Source organism: Oscillatoria salina IIICB1 (assembly GCF_020144665.1).
Classification (GTDB): domain Bacteria; phylum Cyanobacteriota; class Cyanobacteriia; order Cyanobacteriales; family SIO1D9; genus IIICB1.
This window is the reverse complement of sequence record NZ_JAAHBQ010000019.1, coordinates 1-16,572: the sequence shown is the minus strand read 5'-3', so window position 1 is coordinate 16,572 and position 16,572 is coordinate 1. Positions and strand designations below refer to the sequence as shown.

18 protein-coding genes are annotated in these 16,572 nt (G+C 41.4%); 12 read left to right on the top strand and 6 right to left on the bottom strand.

Translation table 11 applies throughout. The features are described 5' to 3' along the window. Positions 1-14 precede the first annotated feature (14 nt). From G3T18_RS07210 to G3T18_RS07200, 3 genes are all read left to right on the top strand, one after another. Positions 15-1,613: an NAD(P)H-quinone oxidoreductase subunit 4 gene (locus G3T18_RS07210; RefSeq protein ID WP_224409869.1), complete on the top strand. Its 1,599-nt coding sequence runs from the start codon at positions 15-17 to the stop codon at positions 1,611-1,613. A gap of 273 nt (positions 1,614-1,886) precedes the next feature. Next, on the top strand, positions 1,887-2,543 hold the full coding sequence (locus G3T18_RS07205) for an HAD family hydrolase (protein WP_224409868.1): 657 nt from the start codon (positions 1,887-1,889) through the stop codon (positions 2,541-2,543). Positions 2,544-2,636: 93 nt separating this feature from the next. Further along, the gene (locus tag G3T18_RS07200; RefSeq protein ID WP_224409867.1) at positions 2,637-2,882 is read left to right on the top strand and encodes a hypothetical protein; all 246 of its coding nucleotides are present in this window, start codon (positions 2,637-2,639) and stop codon (positions 2,880-2,882) included. Here G3T18_RS07200 and G3T18_RS07195 read toward each other — a convergent pair. Then, on the bottom strand, positions 2,872-3,405 hold the full coding sequence (locus G3T18_RS07195; RefSeq protein WP_224409866.1) for a hypothetical protein: 534 nt from the start codon (positions 3,403-3,405) through the stop codon (positions 2,872-2,874). The genes G3T18_RS07200 and G3T18_RS07195 overlap by 11 nt on opposite strands. A 406-nt stretch (positions 3,406-3,811) precedes the next feature. Here G3T18_RS07195 and G3T18_RS07190 point away from each other — a divergent pair, with 406 nt between their 5' ends. The 5 genes from G3T18_RS07190 (at position 3,812) to G3T18_RS07170 (ending at position 9,491) form a co-directional block, all read left to right on the top strand. Next, the gene (locus G3T18_RS07190) at positions 3,812-4,600 is read left to right on the top strand and encodes an aldolase/citrate lyase family protein (RefSeq protein ID WP_224409865.1); all 789 of its coding nucleotides are present in this window, start codon (positions 3,812-3,814) and stop codon (positions 4,598-4,600) included. Positions 4,601-4,622: 22 nt separating this feature from the next. Then, positions 4,623-5,618 (top strand): beta/alpha barrel domain-containing protein, encoded by a 996-nt coding sequence (locus G3T18_RS07185; RefSeq protein WP_224409864.1) that lies wholly within the window; start codon positions 4,623-4,625, stop codon positions 5,616-5,618. Then, complete coding sequence (locus tag G3T18_RS07180; RefSeq protein WP_224409863.1) at positions 5,611-7,056, top strand: flavocytochrome c; 1,446 nt, start codon at positions 5,611-5,613, stop codon at positions 7,054-7,056. Before G3T18_RS07185 ends, G3T18_RS07180 begins: the two co-directional genes overlap by 8 nt. A gap of 68 nt (positions 7,057-7,124) precedes the next feature. Then, positions 7,125-8,537 carry a flavocytochrome c gene (locus G3T18_RS07175; protein ID WP_224409862.1) on the top strand — a complete coding sequence of 471 codons (1,413 nt, stop codon included), beginning with the start codon at positions 7,125-7,127 and terminating at the stop codon, positions 8,535-8,537. A 66-nt stretch (positions 8,538-8,603) separates the two neighbouring features. Next, a complete protein-coding gene (locus tag G3T18_RS07170) occupies positions 8,604-9,491 on the top strand; it encodes a phytanoyl-CoA dioxygenase family protein (protein ID WP_224409861.1) in 888 nt (295 codons plus the stop codon). Between the two features lie 67 nt (positions 9,492-9,558). Here G3T18_RS07170 and G3T18_RS07165 read toward each other — a convergent pair whose 3' ends face one another. Further along, the gene (locus tag G3T18_RS07165; protein WP_224409860.1) at positions 9,559-10,452 is read right to left on the bottom strand and encodes a phytanoyl-CoA dioxygenase family protein; all 894 of its coding nucleotides are present in this window, start codon (positions 10,450-10,452) and stop codon (positions 9,559-9,561) included. A gap of 315 nt (positions 10,453-10,767) precedes the next feature. Between G3T18_RS07165 and G3T18_RS07160 the strand changes: the two genes are divergently transcribed. The 3 genes from G3T18_RS07160 to G3T18_RS07150 are packed head-to-tail and all read left to right on the top strand — an operon-like array spanning position 10,768 to position 13,376. Then, positions 10,768-11,415, top strand: a complete 648-nt coding sequence (locus G3T18_RS07160) for a class I SAM-dependent DNA methyltransferase (RefSeq protein WP_224409859.1) — start codon at positions 10,768-10,770, stop codon at positions 11,413-11,415. Between the two features lie 3 nt (positions 11,416-11,418). Continuing rightward, on the top strand, positions 11,419-12,381 hold the full coding sequence (locus tag G3T18_RS07155; protein ID WP_224409858.1) for a 2-hydroxyacid dehydrogenase: 963 nt from the start codon (positions 11,419-11,421) through the stop codon (positions 12,379-12,381). Positions 12,382-12,392: 11 nt separating this feature from the next. Next, positions 12,393-13,376, top strand: coding sequence for a DMT family transporter (locus tag G3T18_RS07150; RefSeq protein ID WP_224409857.1), 984 nt, complete (start codon positions 12,393-12,395; stop codon positions 13,374-13,376). Between the two features lie 187 nt (positions 13,377-13,563). On the opposite strand, the gene G3T18_RS07145 is transcribed toward G3T18_RS07150, so the two are convergent. After that, entirely contained in the window at positions 13,564-14,097 is a 534-nt protein-coding gene (locus tag G3T18_RS07145; protein ID WP_224409856.1) for an orange carotenoid protein N-terminal domain-containing protein, read from the bottom strand. Positions 14,098-14,324: 227 nt separating this feature from the next. On the opposite strand from G3T18_RS07145, the gene G3T18_RS07140 reads away from it, so the two are divergent. Further along, the gene (locus tag G3T18_RS07140) at positions 14,325-14,501 is read left to right on the top strand and encodes a hypothetical protein (protein ID WP_224409855.1); all 177 of its coding nucleotides are present in this window, start codon (positions 14,325-14,327) and stop codon (positions 14,499-14,501) included. 76 nt (positions 14,502-14,577) lie between these two features. Here G3T18_RS07140 and G3T18_RS07135 read toward each other — a convergent pair whose 3' ends face one another. From G3T18_RS07135 to G3T18_RS07125, 3 genes are all read right to left on the bottom strand, one after another. After that, on the bottom strand, positions 14,578-14,940 hold the full coding sequence (locus tag G3T18_RS07135) for a hypothetical protein (RefSeq protein WP_224409854.1): 363 nt from the start codon (positions 14,938-14,940) through the stop codon (positions 14,578-14,580). A 20-nt stretch (positions 14,941-14,960) separates the two neighbouring features. Continuing rightward, positions 14,961-16,202 (bottom strand): bifunctional ornithine acetyltransferase/N-acetylglutamate synthase, encoded by a 1,242-nt coding sequence (gene argJ, locus G3T18_RS07130; RefSeq protein ID WP_224409853.1) that lies wholly within the window; start codon positions 16,200-16,202, stop codon positions 14,961-14,963. A gap of 27 nt (positions 16,203-16,229) precedes the next feature. Continuing rightward, on the bottom strand, positions 16,230-16,572 hold a 343-nt coding region (locus G3T18_RS07125), incomplete at its 5' end, for a zinc ribbon domain-containing protein (protein WP_224409852.1).

The window sequence follows — 16,572 nt, the reverse complement described above, 5'->3', positions numbered from 1 at the left end:
TTTTCCTATTGACAATGGTAGATTTACAATTTCCCTGGCTGACAGCGATAATAACACTTCCAGCGATCGCTGCCCTCCTCATCCCCATCATTCCCGACAAAGAAGGCAAAACAGTACGTTGGTACGCCCTGAGTATAGGTTTAGCCAACTTCGCCCTGACTATTTATACTTTTTGGCATCACTACAACCTCAACAACACCCAATTCCAACTTACAGAAACTTATACTTGGATACCCCAGCTAGGCTTAAACTGGGCTGTCGGTGTTGATGGCTTATCAATGCCATTAATAGTCTTATCTAGCTTAGTAACCACACTCGCACTTTTAGCCTCCTTTGGCGTACAACGCAAACCCAAACTTTATTACTTCTTAATCCTAATTTTATACAGCGCCCAAATTGGCGTTTTTGCAGCCAAAGACTTACTTCTCTTCTTCATTATGTGGGAATTAGAGTTAGTCCCGGTTTACCTTTTAATTTCCATCTGGGGCGGAGAAAAACGTCTCTACGCTGCAACTAAATTTATTCTTTATACTGCTGCTGCTTCTATCTTCATTCTCGTCGCAGCCTTATTAATGGCATTCTCTGGCGATACCATCACCTTTGACATCGCCGAATTAGGAATGAAGCATTATCCCTTAGCAATAGAAATGTTTGCTTACGTCGGTTTCTTAATTGCTTTTGGAGTCAAATTACCAATATTTCCACTTCACACTTGGCTTCCCGACGCACATTCCCAAGCATCCGCACCAGTTTCGATGATTTTAGCAGGCGTACTGTTAAAAATGGGTGGCTACGGATTAATTCGGATGAACATTGAAATGTTACCCTCCGCCCACATTAAATTTGCGCCAGTTTTAGTAATTCTCGGAGTAGTTAATATCGTTTATGGTGCCTTAACAGCTTTTGGACAAGTTAACTTAAAACGGCGTTTAGCTTGTTCATCTATTTCCCACATGGGCTTTGTTTTAATCGGTATTGCTTCCTTTACCGAATTAGGTTTAAATGGCGCAGTATTGCAAATGGTTTCCCACGGCTTAATTGCCGCAGCATTATTCTTTCTTTCCGGTGCAACCTACGATCGCACTCACACTTTAATGATGGATACAATGGGTGGTATTGGCAAACAAATGCCGAAAATTTTTGCCCTTTTCACCGCCGCATCAATGGCTTCTTTAGCCCTACCGGGAATGAGTGGTTTCGTCAGCGAATTGACAGTTTTCCTCGGTGTTACTAATAGCGATGTTTACAGTTCAAATTTCAAGGTTGTAGTAGTCTTTCTCGCTTCTGTAGGTTTAATTTTGACACCGATTTATCTACTATCGATGTTACGTGAAGTATTCTTCGGTGAGAATAAATCTGGTTTAGAAATACCTAGTTTTTCCGCCGACGCTAAACCAAGAGAAGTTTTTATCGCCCTTTGTTTGTTAATCCCAATTGTTGGAATTGGTTTATATCCCAAACTAGCAACGACTACCTACGACTTAAAAACGGTTCAAGTTGCCGCAAAAATGCGTAATGCTTTGCCTATTATTGCCCAAAAAGCAGATAAGTTACCAGCAAGTTTAATCGTTAATCCTCCTGCTTTAGTTGCGCCTTGCCTCAAAATTAGATAAAAGTTAAGGAATTAATGAGCGTTTAAATGTTGAGATAAGCTCGATGTTTAAACGCTCATTATATACGCAATTACTTAGTCAAAAATCCCAGCTTAACGCATAAATTTTCGGGCTATTTTTTGATAATCATTAAAAAGCTCGAGTAAATACAGGCATTTTTTTAGTTATAAACATTGATTTTTGCTAAAAAGAATTGGCAAACTTAGCTTTAAAAAACCAGATTAGATTTTTGATATTTGATATAATAATTTGGTAGTTAAAAAACAATCGATAATGTTAGCTGGTATACTTCTAGATTTAGATGGGACTTTAGCAAATACAGATCCGCTACACTTTAATATTTGGCAAAATATGTTGCGGGAATACGATTTGGAAATAGATTCTGTTTTCTATAAGAAGAATATTAGTGGAAGGCAAAATCAAGAAATTATTAAAGATATTTTACCGCAACTTTCAGTTGAAGCGGGGAGAGAGTTTGCTCTTGAAAAAGAAAGGCGTTTTCGAGAATTAGCTTCGTCACAATTACAACGTTTAGCAGGTTTAGATAAGTTGTTAAATTGGATCGATGTTTCTGGATTAAAAAAAGCTGTAGTAACGAATGCACCGCGTGAAAATGCAGAATTTATGTTAACAGCTTTGGCGTTAAAGGAAGTTTTCCCTATAGTAATTTTAGGAGATGATTTACCCGCAGGCAAACCCGATCCCATGCCTTACGATCGCGCGATCGCACTTCTCAATCTTACCCCAGATACGGTAGTTGCTTTTGAAGATTCTCCTTCGGGCATTCGTGCGGCTGTGGCGGCGGGGATTTATACTATTGGTGTGGCTACTACTCACGATCGCCAATTTTTACAAGCTTTGGGTGCGTCGTTGGTGGTTAATGATTTTACGGATGAATCACTTTGGGAGTTGTTAGATTCTCGTCTTTAAATTTGTTTTCTAGAAATCAAAGCTAATTTGCTGCGAGAAGTGGACAAAATTGGCTTATGATATTTGTGGGGTCGCGAGTTGACAGAAAACAGCATGAAAGAGCAATTTCTGATTTGGCTGAATCGTTTGTTAGTGTTCGATGTATTTTTAGTTATTCTAAGTTTTATCTGGTTAGCGATCGCCGTTTTGGGTCGTACTCTGGATCTTCCCTTTGGTCTGGATTTATGGTATAAACTTTGGGAGCCTATTTTTACTCCCGCGATCGGCATTCTCATGCTGGGAGCAATTTTAAGTTGGGTGGTAAGTAAAGTTTCTCAACTATACGAATCTAATAATTAATTTCTCCTATAGCTTGTAGGATAACTTCTCTTTGTTCGCGATCGTAATTCCAACGCTGGAGAAACTCTTGATAACTTCCTTCTCCTGTCGCTGCGCTTTCTTGTAATTGCTGTAATTTCTTAGGTAAAGAAACTAAGTTTACCTCTTTAATTAGATTAGCAGTTCGCCGACACACGCGCTCGGAATCCTGTGCCATTTTTTCATTATGATTGCGACGATGGGAAACAACCATTGCTGCTGACATCGCGATGTTTTTCACTAATAACTCAGCGACGATTTCTGGAGAAGTTTCCAAAGCAGCGATCGTTGCAGGTGAAGGACGATCTGCTAAACTTCTCTCATCGGTAAGATAAGTGACAAAGAAACCTCTTGCACCCTCTTCCGTAGAAACCAAAGACGCGATCGCCATTTTAATTTTCTCTTCACTTATTTTACCTGCTTCCATGCGTGCTAGTAAAGACTGAGCGAGATCGATCGCTTCGGGAAACTTAACCGATCTAGGTACGTGGAATTTAGCATTCATTAATAATTCCCTCTCCAATATAATAATCCTCAGCTTTTAAACTTAATTACGCAATAGGGCAACAACTAAAATTGTAACAAATCTTATTAACAAGCCTTATTTGAGTCGATCTCAAAACGCGCGATCCAATAAGTATTTTTAAGCTTTATACATCAGCACCTTTACTCGCTCGAACAAAACTCTTCAGCTATAACCAAAACAAACTAAGCAAAGCTTTTTTCTTTTACTCGAAGCCAGTTAAACTTGAGACTTTAATAGAATAAATGTACTGATAAATAAGCAACTTTTACCCAAATTTCCGACTAATTATTTGCATTTTAAATTTTTGCGATTATAATCACTAAATTAGATAAGCTTACCCTGTTTCACTCTAATTAATCAATCTAACTAATGGAGTATTTTACTTGTGAGCAATTTAACAGCTATGCTCAAGCTCATGAATTCTCAGTATGGTTTATATGCACTCAAAGCTGGAACCGAGTGGGAAGATATGAACTATTCAGAGATTGATTATCTTTATAGAATAGGTCAAAAAGAGATTCCTATTTTCGTTAAAATTGCTGGTTCAGAAGCTAGAACAGATTTGCGTCACTTACGGGCAATAGGTGTCAATGGAATTCTTTGTCCGATGGTCGAGTCTGAATATGCCCTAGAAAAATTTGTCATTACAACTCAAAAAGCTTACGAAGAAAGTGAAATTAATCCAACTTTAGCCATCAATATTGAGACAATTCAGGGATATCACAAGTTGGATGAAATCCTCAACAGTCCTTACTTTAAGGAAATTGATACAGTGGTTATCGGGCGTTTAGATTTATCCCTTTCGATGCAGATGAACAATGTGGATAATCCTGAAGTTGTCCAAATCACTCAAGATTTAGCTAATCAAGTACGTCGTCTGGGTAAACATGTTTCTGTAGGAGGCTTTGTTAATCCTAATAGTGCAGTCTCTCTTCAAAAATTTAATATTGACCGTCTCAGCACTATCCACACCATGTTTGACCTTAATCGAGTAACAGATGTAACCGCTTCTATCTGGAAAGGAATCGAATTTGAGATTGCCTATTATCAGTCTTTGATAGAGATTAATCCCAACCGCCAGGAATTTTATCAGTCACGGATTGCTACCAGCCAAGCCAAACTGGATAAAGCTAGCACTTTAGTGCAAACCTCCGAGCAGTTCGTTAGAGTATAAATCTGAACTACTACAAACGATCGTGAGAAAACAAACTATCAAGCAGACAAGTTTTTTCCTAGATGCTCATAGTGTACTGGATGCCACTTTGCGAGATGCTGGTTACTTGAATGGCTGGTCATTTTCTCGCGAGGAAATTTTTGCCGTAGTAGGAGGTGTGGCAGAAACTGGCATCGAAGCTATTGAGGTAGGTTACATCAGCGATAAGCCAGACAAACCCTTAGCTGCACGTTGTGACGCTGATTTACTTAGCGAACTGCGCGAACATACCAAAGGCAAAATCAACCTGGCGGTAATGATTAGTTTAAGTGAAAAAGAGCCAAAAACCTTATTTGCCAGTCGCCAAGAAGTCTTAGATTTAGTCAGAATTCCCTGTACCGTCGAAGAAGTAGACGACGCTTTGCGAGTTGCAGCAGCAGCTAGTGAGTACGGCATTGCGACTAGCTTAAACTTGGTCAATATTTCCACTTTGCTACCGCAACAGTTCGCGGCTACTGCTCAAAAAGTCCAACAATCGGGTGTAGTAGATGTATTTTACCTCGCCGATTCACGGGGAGCTTGCCGACCAGAAGATATCAGTAGGATAGTGGAAATCGTGCGGGAAAATTGGCAAGGATTGTTTGGTTTTCATGCTCATGACAACACCGGATTTGCTACCGTCAATGCGTTGATGGCTTTGGAAGCAGGCTGTCAAGTAATTGATGGTACAGTCAATGGACTAGGCTTAGGTAGCGGCAATACTAAGTTGCAATATGCGATCGCACTTGTGCAGCAAAAGGAACCCAACAAGCCCTATCGTTACGAGCCTCTGGAGCGACTGAGCCGTTTTGACGTACCCATGCCAGCAGAAAAGAGTTATCTTTACTACTTAGTTGGTGCTAAAAATTTGGCACAGCTTTGGGTAGAGCCACTGATGGAAAGATATGGGGAGAAAACAGCCCATTATCTGCAACAAATTCCCCGCCAACCTTACACGAAAATTGAACAGGTGTTCGGGGAGGTGGAAGCTTATGTCTAAGACTTCTTGGGATGAAAGCACTGACGTAATTGTAATTGGTAGTGGTTTTGCAGGTCTAGCAGCAGCGATCGAAGCTGCCCAAGCAGGCTGTTCAGTAATTGTCTTAGAAAAGCGGGATTCTTACGGAGGTAACTCCTGGATTAGTGGCGGTGCATTAGCAGCAGTAGATGTAGTTATGCAGAGCCGCCACGGTGTTGTAGATTCTACTCGTCTGATGTTTGAAGACATGATGCGGGCAGGACGTACGAATGACCCAGAACTTGTGCGTCTTGTTTGTATCCATTCCTTTGAGGTGCTACAGTGGCTGCGTCAAGACTTTGGGATCGAGTTTATGGACAGGCTAGAACAACTTGGCGGTCATTCCGTACCACGATGCCACAGTGTCGAAGAAATCCAAGGAAGAAACATTATCAATCCCATGTTAGAGCGGGCTGCAAGCCTGAAGGTGGATATCCGTCTTAACACTTGCCTGGAAGAGATTTACCAAACCTCCCAAGGCACAGCGATCGCAGTTAGAGCCTCTCTAGTTTCTACTCCAGATCGGGCAGAAAGTCTCACAATCGAAGCTAAAAAGGCAATAATCCTGGCTAGTGGCGGTTTCAGTGGTGAAGCAGCAGGTAAAGATGCTCTGCGAACCAGTCTCAGCGATTCCACTGGCGAAACTCTCCGGATTGCTGAACGTGCTGGTGCAGCCTTAATTGACATGGAGCATTTGCAAATGTTGCCCTGTGCTTCCCCAGATGAGCAGGGTAGAGGAGTTGCCGCCGTATTTGCTAGTTATGCAATCTTTCCCTACGGATTTATGGTCAACCCAGCTACAGGAAAGCGTTTCGTCAACGAATGGACAGACCGCAAAACTCGTGCTGAGGCGATGATGGCTTTGGAAAACTTTCCCGTTGGAATTGTTGACCAACAGGGCTTGGAAAATGTTGGTGAGATGATTCACGAACACATGGATGACACTGTGACCCGGCGTTTTGATTCTCTGGCTGCTCTAGCAGACTATCATCAACTTCCAGAGAAGGCGCTGGAAGAAACACTCCAAACCTACAATAGCTATGTCGAGAAGCACTTAGATGAAGAGTTTGGTAAACCCATTCCCGCAAAAGCCAAGCCTTTAAACCCACCTTTCTATAGCGTTCGTTTGTGGCCCAAGGCACATTCCACTATGGGCGGAGTCCGGATTAACCCCCAAGCGGCAGTGTTGGACAAAGCCGGAAAAGTTATCCCCAGATTTTATGCTGCTGGTGAGGTTACTGGTGGTATTCATGGTGTTTGCCGCCTGGGATGCTGCGCGATTACTGAGTGTCTTGTCTTTGGTCGTATTGCTGGACGGCAAGCTGCCATAGAAGACGACATTCACGAAGAATGGGATGAGCAAATAAGCTCTCATCAGGAAATTAAATTTCAGGCAGTTGAAACACTTCCACCAGGATAACTTGGGATTGATATCTAGGCAGAAAAACAATGAAGTGTCTTGATAGCTGGTTATGTTAAGTAGAAAAAATGAATTATCAGCTTCCTTGGAATGAAACAACCGATGTAATCGTAGTTGGCAGTGGCTTTGCTGGCTTGATGGCGGCTATTCAAGTAGCTAACCTGGGGGCTGCGGCGATCCTTTTGGAAAAGCGTGCGAGTTGCGGTGGTAATTCGATTATCAGCGATGGAGTGCTAGTGGCAACAGGCTGTTCTCTACAGCAACAAGCTCAGATTGAAGATAGTCCTGAATATTTATTGGAGGATATGCTCAAAGCTGGGCGGAATACCAACCAATTGTCTCTGGTAAAAACTCTTGCAGAGCATACACCAGATATCTGTAACTGGTTAATAGAGGATTTAGGTATTGCTTTTCGACAAAGCCCAAATCAATTTGCTGGACATAGAGTAGCTCGTAGTTTGACACCCAAAAAAGCGATCGGAACTACGATTATCAAGCCTATGTTGCAGAAGCTGAAAAGTCTGGGAGTGATACCTCGAAATGGTTGGCAAATGACTAAGTTGTCTTTGGATGACCGTGGGCGAGTTAACGGCGTTCAGGTGGTTCCTTTCTTGAACAGAAAGCAAGATGCACAATGGATTCATGCTCGAAAAGCAGTAATATTAGCTACTGGTGGTTTCTCTGCTGACGTTCAATTTCGTCAACAATTCGATGCCAAATTAGGGGGGGAGATTGGTTGTACAAATATGCCCCATGCTACTGCCGAAGCTCTGGAAGAGGCAATGCGTATTGGTGCTGACACGGTGGATTTAGAACATATTCAACTAGCTCCATTTACCTCACCAGATGAAAAAGGTTACGGAGTCGCAGCTTTGCTAGCTAGCTATACAGTGTTTCCTTACGGGGTTTTAATTCATCCTGAAACGGGGAAGCGCTTTGTTAACGAGTTAGCAGACCGAAAAACTCACGTAGATGCGATGTTGGCGATCGCATCCCCTTGTATAGGTATTGCTGATGCTCAAGGTGTCGCTTTATCTGGACAGCCTATTGATAAATGTTTACGGCGTCAAGTAGTATATGCTTTTGATAATTTGGAGGATTTAGCTGCTCATTACAGCCTACCCTACTCAGTTTTACTAGATACGTTGGAACGGTACAATCACTTTGTTATCCAAGGTCACGATGATGATTTTGGTAAACCCATTCCACCAGTTTCCCAACCCCTAAAGCCTCCCTATTACGCTGTCCGCTTGTGGCCCAAAGTTCACTATACTACGGGCGGTTTGCGGATTAATTCCCAGGCTCAGGTTCTTAATACTGAGGGCAAAGTTATTGAGGGTTTATATGCTGCGGGTGAGGTAACTGGTGGCGTTCACGGTGTGTCACGTTTGAGTACCACTTCTATAACTGAATGTCTGGTATTTGGGCGTATTGCTGGTCAAGAGGCAGCAAAACAGAAGCTTGAGGCAAGATTAACCTAAGCTATGTGAGCTTTCTTCATTCAACATTCAGCACAAATTAGTCCAAAAACATTGAGATTGACTTTCATGAATAAAATCAAAACCGAATTTCCCTTGACCCAAGCACAAATTGCTCACTACCACGAGCATGGCTATGTTATTGTCCGTAACTTTTTTGCTCCAGAGGAAATCGAACCCCTACGACAAGCTTGCGATCGCGATCGTAGCTTAAATAATACCCAATCGGAAGTTGATTATGGTGGAATTGGCTTTAAGCTTTCCGTTTGGAGTGAGCTAGGAGATAGTATGCTCGGTGTTATACCTCGTATGGCTCGCGTAGTGGATGCAGCAGAAGCACTCGAAGGCGAGGAATGCTATCATTGGCACTCGAAAATAGTCTTGAAAAAGCCAACAGAGGGTTCGGTTGCTTGGCATCAAGGTTTTGGTACCTGGTACGAGGATTATTGTTTATATCCTAAACTTGTTAGCTGTTGTATTGCTATTAATGAAAATACCCGCAAGAACGGCTGTTTACAGATTGCTAAGGGTTCTCACCATCTGGGAAGGATAGAAAATGTGATGCTGCCTAATTCTAACTCTAGTTGTGCAGATCCAGAACGCTTAAAAATTGTGCTGGATCGTTTGGAAATTGTTTACTGCGAGTTGCAACAGGGTGATGCTGTGTTCTTCCATGCCAACACCTTACATGGTTCCGATCTCAATGAAACAAATGACATTCGCGTAGCGTTATTTTGTACTTACAATGTGGTGAGTAACGAGCCTTATAACCTGGACAATCAACAACATCACCGCTACATTCCCTTAGAGAAAGTTCCTGATTCTGCCCTGCGTGAAAAGCAATATAACGGCATTTTTGAAACACAAAAGTTCTTTGAAGTAGAAACTGCTGACGACCCCAAAACAGGTGTCAGTATTCGACATGGGCGCACGAAGAAAAGTATCGCTAATGTCTAATCTTGAGAAGACTAAAACGATGAACAAAAAATTAAAACTTTTTCAAAAGTAGCTAAATATACGTAAATTAAACACTAGCTTTTGCCCCAACATAATTTTTGTTCATCTCTAAGATTAAATCACCATCACTAAGTTCCGAAAATTTAGAACCCAGTTTGGTTTGAGTATTATAGTTTAGTCTTTCCATTGCTAAATCAAGCCGATTTAGCAATGTTTTCGAGTAGCGCGATTTGTCGCCAGAAAATCGCATCACAAATGCAGTTCTAGATTTTAAATTTCCTGGTTTAAGAGGGCAACTTCTATGCCAAACAAATTTGTCAAAAAGTAGAGCATCACCAATTTCAAAATCATCTTCTATCTTGTCTTTTTCTAGTAAAAAAGCTTCCATTTCAGGAGCATGATAAAAATTGTTAAATTGACCTAAACTAAGAGCTTCCAGGAAATCATCTTCTCTAATTAGTCTGTCTACAAGAAAGAAATATGTGTCTGCGGAAACAACATTTTTGGGAACATAAGCCATTCCACCATGTTGCTGTCTAGTGTTAATAGGATCTAATGGTATCCACAAAGAACAAGCAAAATCTTCTGGCATCAAAAAATTAAAGCTGAACACTCCTACGTGCCAGTCAAAACCTTTTTTTTCTGTATCCATTTGGAAGCCAACACCTTGCAAAAATAAGAGCTTTTTCTGAGTAAGTTTATTGAAGACATCAAACTCTCTGGATGAGTACATTTCTTTGATTACAGAGTTATTGATTCCATATTTTAGTTTTGACATCTCAGAATTGGGATAAAATCCAGCAGGTGCTGCTATTTGAGCGAGTGTCAACTCTTTAAAATACTCTATTGCTTGAGGAGTAAACAACTTTTTTAGTTTGAGAAATCCTTGCTTACTAAAAGAGTGAATATCTGAACTAGATATCTCAATTTCATTAACGAATTGACTTTGAGAAGTAATCATTAACTACCTCAGTAAAATAAATTTTTGAAGAAGAATAAAGCAGCAAATAATATATAAATATCATTATTTTTACTTTATGTCAAGGATGTTAAATGGTAAATTATGATTTAATAGTACAGTAACTATTTAGGTTTGGGGGGTTAACAATTTTTCGGGAATGTCTATAAAAAAAGTATTGATGCAATTGCAAGACTCAAATGCTCAGATAGTATACTTATTTCGGGTCGCTTGAGTAGAGACAAAAGTCTTAAGGACATAACCCCGTTTTGGCGATCAAAAGTTAATTGTATCTTTAATCTTGAGAAGACTAAAACTATGAACAAGAAATTAAAACTTTCTGACCTTTCCCAAACTGACTTAAAGAACTTGGATGTAGTAGAACGCTATACTAACTTTGCGCCCGTTTATAACCAATCAGTTGATGATTGGGGATATCAGTGTTATCGCACCGCAGCAGAGGCTTTGCATCATTACATACCCACAGACCAACCTATTCTCGATGCAGGTTGTGGTACTGGATTAGTAGGACAGGCGTTAGTAGATTTAGGCTATCAAAACATTACTGGGATTGATATTTCACCAGAGATGCTAGCTCAAGCAGAAGCCACAGGTCACTATAATTTTCTGAGTTTGCAGGATTTGAGTAAAACACCATACCCTTTTGCGGAAAACAGTTTTGCAGCGATCGCTTGTGTTGGAGTCTTTTCCCTAATTGCCGACCCCACCCCAGTCTTGCAGGAATTTCGCCGCTTAGTACGTCCCCAGGGATATCTAGTATTTACTCAGCAAGAAGTATTGTTTAAGCAGTACAACTATGGTAAAGTCCTTTCTGGGTTTGAGCAACGTGGAGAACTACGCCGAGAAAGTGTTAGCGATCCGGTAGTGTATTTGCCCAAGCGTGAAGGATATGGCGATCGCAAAGTCATTTATTGTATTTACCAGGTAGTTGATACTGAGGATTAACCGATGAAAAAGAAGTGTTTGATCTTAAACGATCGCGAACCAATCCCTGAAAATCACTTAGACGATCTCAGGGAGCAATTGGAGGTTGCCTGGTATCAGAAAACTGGTAGTGCTTTTTCACTGAGCGAAGCAATTAAAACTCATGCTGACAGCCACATCATCATCACTACTTACATGAATCTGACGGCGGAGTATTTGCAGCAAATGCCTAACCTAGAGGCAATTATTGCTACGACTATTTCCACCCACTTTATTGATTCAGAATACTGTCGCCAACACGGTATCCAGATTTTCAATACCGAAAATTATACTGGCTCGTCAGTGGCAGAACACGCGGTAGCCTTGATGATGTCTGCTATGCGTAAAATTCCCGATCTTAACCGGGAAGTGCGTCAGGGCAACACCGATTGCTTCGATTATCCTGGTACAGAACTAGCTGGTAAAACAGCAGGAATTATTGGCTTTGGTAACATTGGTAGTTACGTGGCACGGTTGTTGAGTGGTTTCAACATGGAGTTGCAGTATTACAACCGCTCTCCACGTCAAAGTAGCTTTGCCAAAAGTGTCAGTTTAGATACACTCCTGGAAACCTCTGACGTAATTTTTCTGACTACTCCCTTGAATCATGATTCTCACCACATGATTAATGCTGATACCCTCAAACGGATGAAATCCACTGCTTTGATTGTTAATACATCTCCAGATGATGTAATGGATATGATGGCGGTGCGTGATGCCCTAAATCGGGGAGAAATTGGTGGTGTGGCGCTGGATTTACTGGTAGTAGACTTTTTTCTGGAAACGCCCAATACTGTTCTGAGTTGCCGTCGCGCTTGGTATACGAAAGAGTGTTTCTTGCGTCGGATTAATCAGTGGAAGGACACTTTAAGGAATTATTTGTCAGGAGAGAAGCAGAAAACTTTGACTGACCTTGATTTTGTGCCGATTAAAAATTATTCACAGTAGAGAAATCTAGTATGAATAGCCAACTAGCTACTGAAAGAGCAGAAGCAGTCGAAGAAAAAAAACCTAGTCATTGGCTGGCGATCGCAGCTCTTGCCGTTGGGTTGATCGCTGCTGCTTTTGTACCACTCTTAGTTCGTTGGTGTGAGATGGAACTGAGTCCAGAGGCGACAATTTTTAATCGCTGTTGGATTGCGGCGTTGATTTTGGCTAGTTGGCAAGGATTCCAGGCACTTCGATTCCCGAAATCGGAAGCTAATTTATCAGTGTCTCAGCAGCAGGCGAATTTGGAAGCTGAGACAAATGAAGCAGAGTCTAGTTACCAATATTTGATTTGGGGAGTTACTTTAATTTCTTTTGCTGCGATGCCTGTAGTTTGGGCATGGTCGCTGACTCAAACCAGTGTAGCTAATTCGGCTTTGATGCACAACTTAACTCCTTTATTTACGACACTGGGGGGTTGGTTAGTTTTTCAAACTCGATTTGAGCGCCGATTTTTGCTGGGAACTAGCATTGCTTTAATTGGCACAGTAACCCTGAGTATTAATGACATTCAATTGGATGTTCACAAAATTCAAGGCGATCTTTTAGCCTTAGCTTCAGCAGTTTTCTTCGCGATGCAACTGATGGGAACAGAACGTCTGGGAACTAGAGTAAGCAGCTTGAAGATCTTGTTCTGGGCTTCCTTAACCGGAGTGGCGGTTAATTTTGTGGTGACTCTGATCTTGGGGGAACGACTCTTTCCAGTTTCATTTAATGGCTGGCTAGCTGTGGCTGCATTGGCGATTGTGGGTCAATTAGTGGCGTTAGGGCTGTTTGCTTATAGCACTAGCAAACTCTCAGCGAGCTTGGTTGCATTAGTATTGTTATTAGATCCGGTTTTGTCGGCGATCGCTGCTTGGTTTGCCTTTCGAGAAACTCTCAATCTCTGGAATGCGATCGCTTTTGGGATTGTTCTGCTGGGAGTCTATTTAGGAGTAAGCGCTACAAAGCGTTAATCGATCGGCATTAATTAATTTAAGGTCTTATCAAAAAGAGAATTTACAGTAATGAGTGGAAAATATCCAATTTGCGCCTGTAACTATAATCAAGAAGATTTCAAAAAAGTTCTCTTAGTCAAATAAATTTGTAGAGTGGCTTAAAACCACCCTACCTTAGCTTAAAAAAACTTTCTTCATTCGGGCTTTACAAACTTGGAGTTTTGCCAGTTTCTTGCTGTGTCGGAGTAGGTTTAACTTCACTATAGCCCATTTCACTAGCCACCTGACGCAAGAAAGAAATTTGTTGTTCAAACTCTAGTTTTTCTATATTTTCTAGCGCTTTATTCGTTGCTGAATTAGCTTTGTAATCTTGAGGGAAATCTACAACTTTATTGCCCATTTCTTGCGCCCAAGAATACCAAACTACGAGCTGATTATTAGCTTTTAATCCGCCATATAAGCGCGACCATTCAGTGTCTTTCTTTTCCGCAATATCGCGCATAATTTGCAGTTGTTCGTCGTCGGACAATTCCAGGTAATCTCCTAATAACTTAGGTGCAAGTTCTGGCTCGGCTGCACTAGGAGCAGCAGGAGTTATTTGCTCTCCCATTTCTTCATAAGCATAGTACAATAATGCGAGTTTGTCATCGGTACCGAGCTTATTAAAAGCATCTATTACTTTTTGAGTTTCAGGAGATAAAGAAGTATTAGTTTTAGCTTGTTGTTGTTGAGTAGGCATAATTTAAAATTATCTTCAATTTACTTTCTTATTTAGGATTAACAAAATACCTAAAGTTAAGTAACCTGCCAAAAGACAGAATTGATTAATTTTTCGGGGATCGAGAAAAAACTTATTCCTTTAGACAGAGATTACAGGTATGTCTTAGGAGGTTTAAAAAGTTATTTTGGTTATTGATATGATTACTATCATCAACCAAGTAATATTAATTCAAAAGGATTTGTTAAATGTCAGAACAACTAAAAACTTCACCAGAAGAAGCAAGTAGTAGTCATGAAGCCCAGCTTGCTGCGGAAAATATGCAATCTGGTCAAGAAAAAACACCAGAAATTGATGTAGAATCAGACTATGAAGCTGCCAAGGAATATAGTGTTAGTGATGCAGATAAATCAGATAACAGTTAACAGTTAACAGGTATCAGTTAGCAGTTATCAGTTATCAGTTAGCAATACCCAATCTCCAGTCCTTAATCCCCAATCATCAATTTTTCTTTAATTGAGCAACTTCGGCTTCTAAAGTTTGAATTCTTTCTTTCAATTCAATTACTAAAGTAGCAAGTTGGTCAAACATGGGATCGGAAGATAAATTTCCCCTCATCCCTTCCGGGGGAACTCTCGGAGGAGGATTAATTCTCCTAGTAGTAGGAGCAAGATCCAATCCTCCGAGTCGAGAAACTTGATTTTCTAAGCGGTTAAGACGCGATTTTAGTTGATTGTTTTCCGTTTCCAAACGAAAGATGCGCGATTCTAACGCACTTGAAGCTTGTAGTGGTGTCCAATAAACTGCAATAATCGCTATTGTTAAGCAAAAGGTGAGGCAAATTAGACCAATTTTCCTAACCATGAGTAAAGATAAAGATGCGCTTAAGTGGTGTACTCCGCATTGATCTTTACATAATCATAACTGAGGTCGCAGCCCCAAGCTTTACCACTACCATCACCAGCGCCGATTTTAACGGAAATTAACACCGTATCGTCTTGTAAATAAGCCCCAGCCGCAGCTTGTTTCAAGTATTCGCTGGCTGCTTGGCGATCGAAAGCTAAAGGTTGACCATTTTCCATTAACAAAATGTTTCCTAGCTTGACTTGTAAGTCTTCTTGTTTAAATTGTACGCCTGCACGTCCGGCGGCGGCGGCAATGCGTCCCCAGTTAGGATCGCGTCCAAAAATGGCAGATTTAACTAAAGATGAACCGACGATGGTTTTAGCGACTTTTAGGGCTGCTGATTCGTTTTCTGCACCAGAAACTTGTGCTTCAATTAAACAAGTAGCGCCCTCACCATCACGCGCGACTGCTTTGGCTAAATGTTGGCAAACTGCGGTTAACATGGCTTCTAGTTTCTCAGCCTCTACACTCATTTCCGTAATTGCGGGAGTGCGAGATTGACCATTTGCCAAGGCAATTAAGGTATCGTTGGTGCTAGTATCGCCATCGACGGTAATTTGATTAAAGCTTTTTTGGGCGGCGCGGCTTAACATTTCTTGCCATAAATGAGTCGAAACTGCGGCATCGCAAGTCACAAACGATAGCATGGTTGCCATATTCGGATGAATCATACCCGAACCTTTAGCAATACCACCAATTCTAACGGGGCGATCGCCAATTGTTGTTTCTAGCGCGATCGCTTTCGTTTTTAAATCAGTGGTAATAATTGCTTTCGCTGCTGCATCACCTCCCTCTGGAGAAAGTGCAGCTACCAATTTAGGTATCCCACTGCGAAAAGCATCCATCTTTATTCGTTGTCCGATTACACCTGTGGATGCTAATAAAATTGAGTCTGGGGAAATATTCATTTGTTTCCCTAAAAGCTTGGCAGTTAAGAGTGCATCTTGCCAACCTTGTTCTCCGGTAGCTGCATTTGCTTGTCCAGCATTGCACAAAATTGCTCTCGCACTCGCTTTAGCTTGCAAACGCTGGCGACAATAATCTACACAAGCCGCCCTAACCATTGTTTGGGTAAACACCCCTGCCGCGATCGCCTCTGTTTCTGAGAAAATTAAAGCTAAATCTGGTGCTCCTGAAGGTTTTAACCCTGCTGTAATTCCCGCCGCTTGATAACCTCTGGGTGCGGTTACTCCACCTGCAATCTCTTTCCAATCTGCCATCTGTCATCTCCAAATTTAGAGGACATTTTACGGCATTTTTTCGCTTTTCTCTATCTCGACGCGCAATAATCGTTGACAGTCACAAGTCCACTCCCGAACATCGAGAGGTAAACTATCAACTTGATTGAGGCAAACATGACAGGTTTTCGATGAGGGAAAGAATCGGTCAATTTCAATATACATCTTTCCAGACCATTCAGCCTTGTATTTCAGCATGGTTTGGAACATACCCCTATTTTCACACAACATCTTGGGAATGGTAAAGTGGAAGTTAAGACGCAAGGCGCATCCCCGCCCTAGAATGGCGAGGTTTTCCCGCGCCATGTTCTTGATCAAAAAAGAGAGTCGCTCTCGCGACCCTCTCGATCGT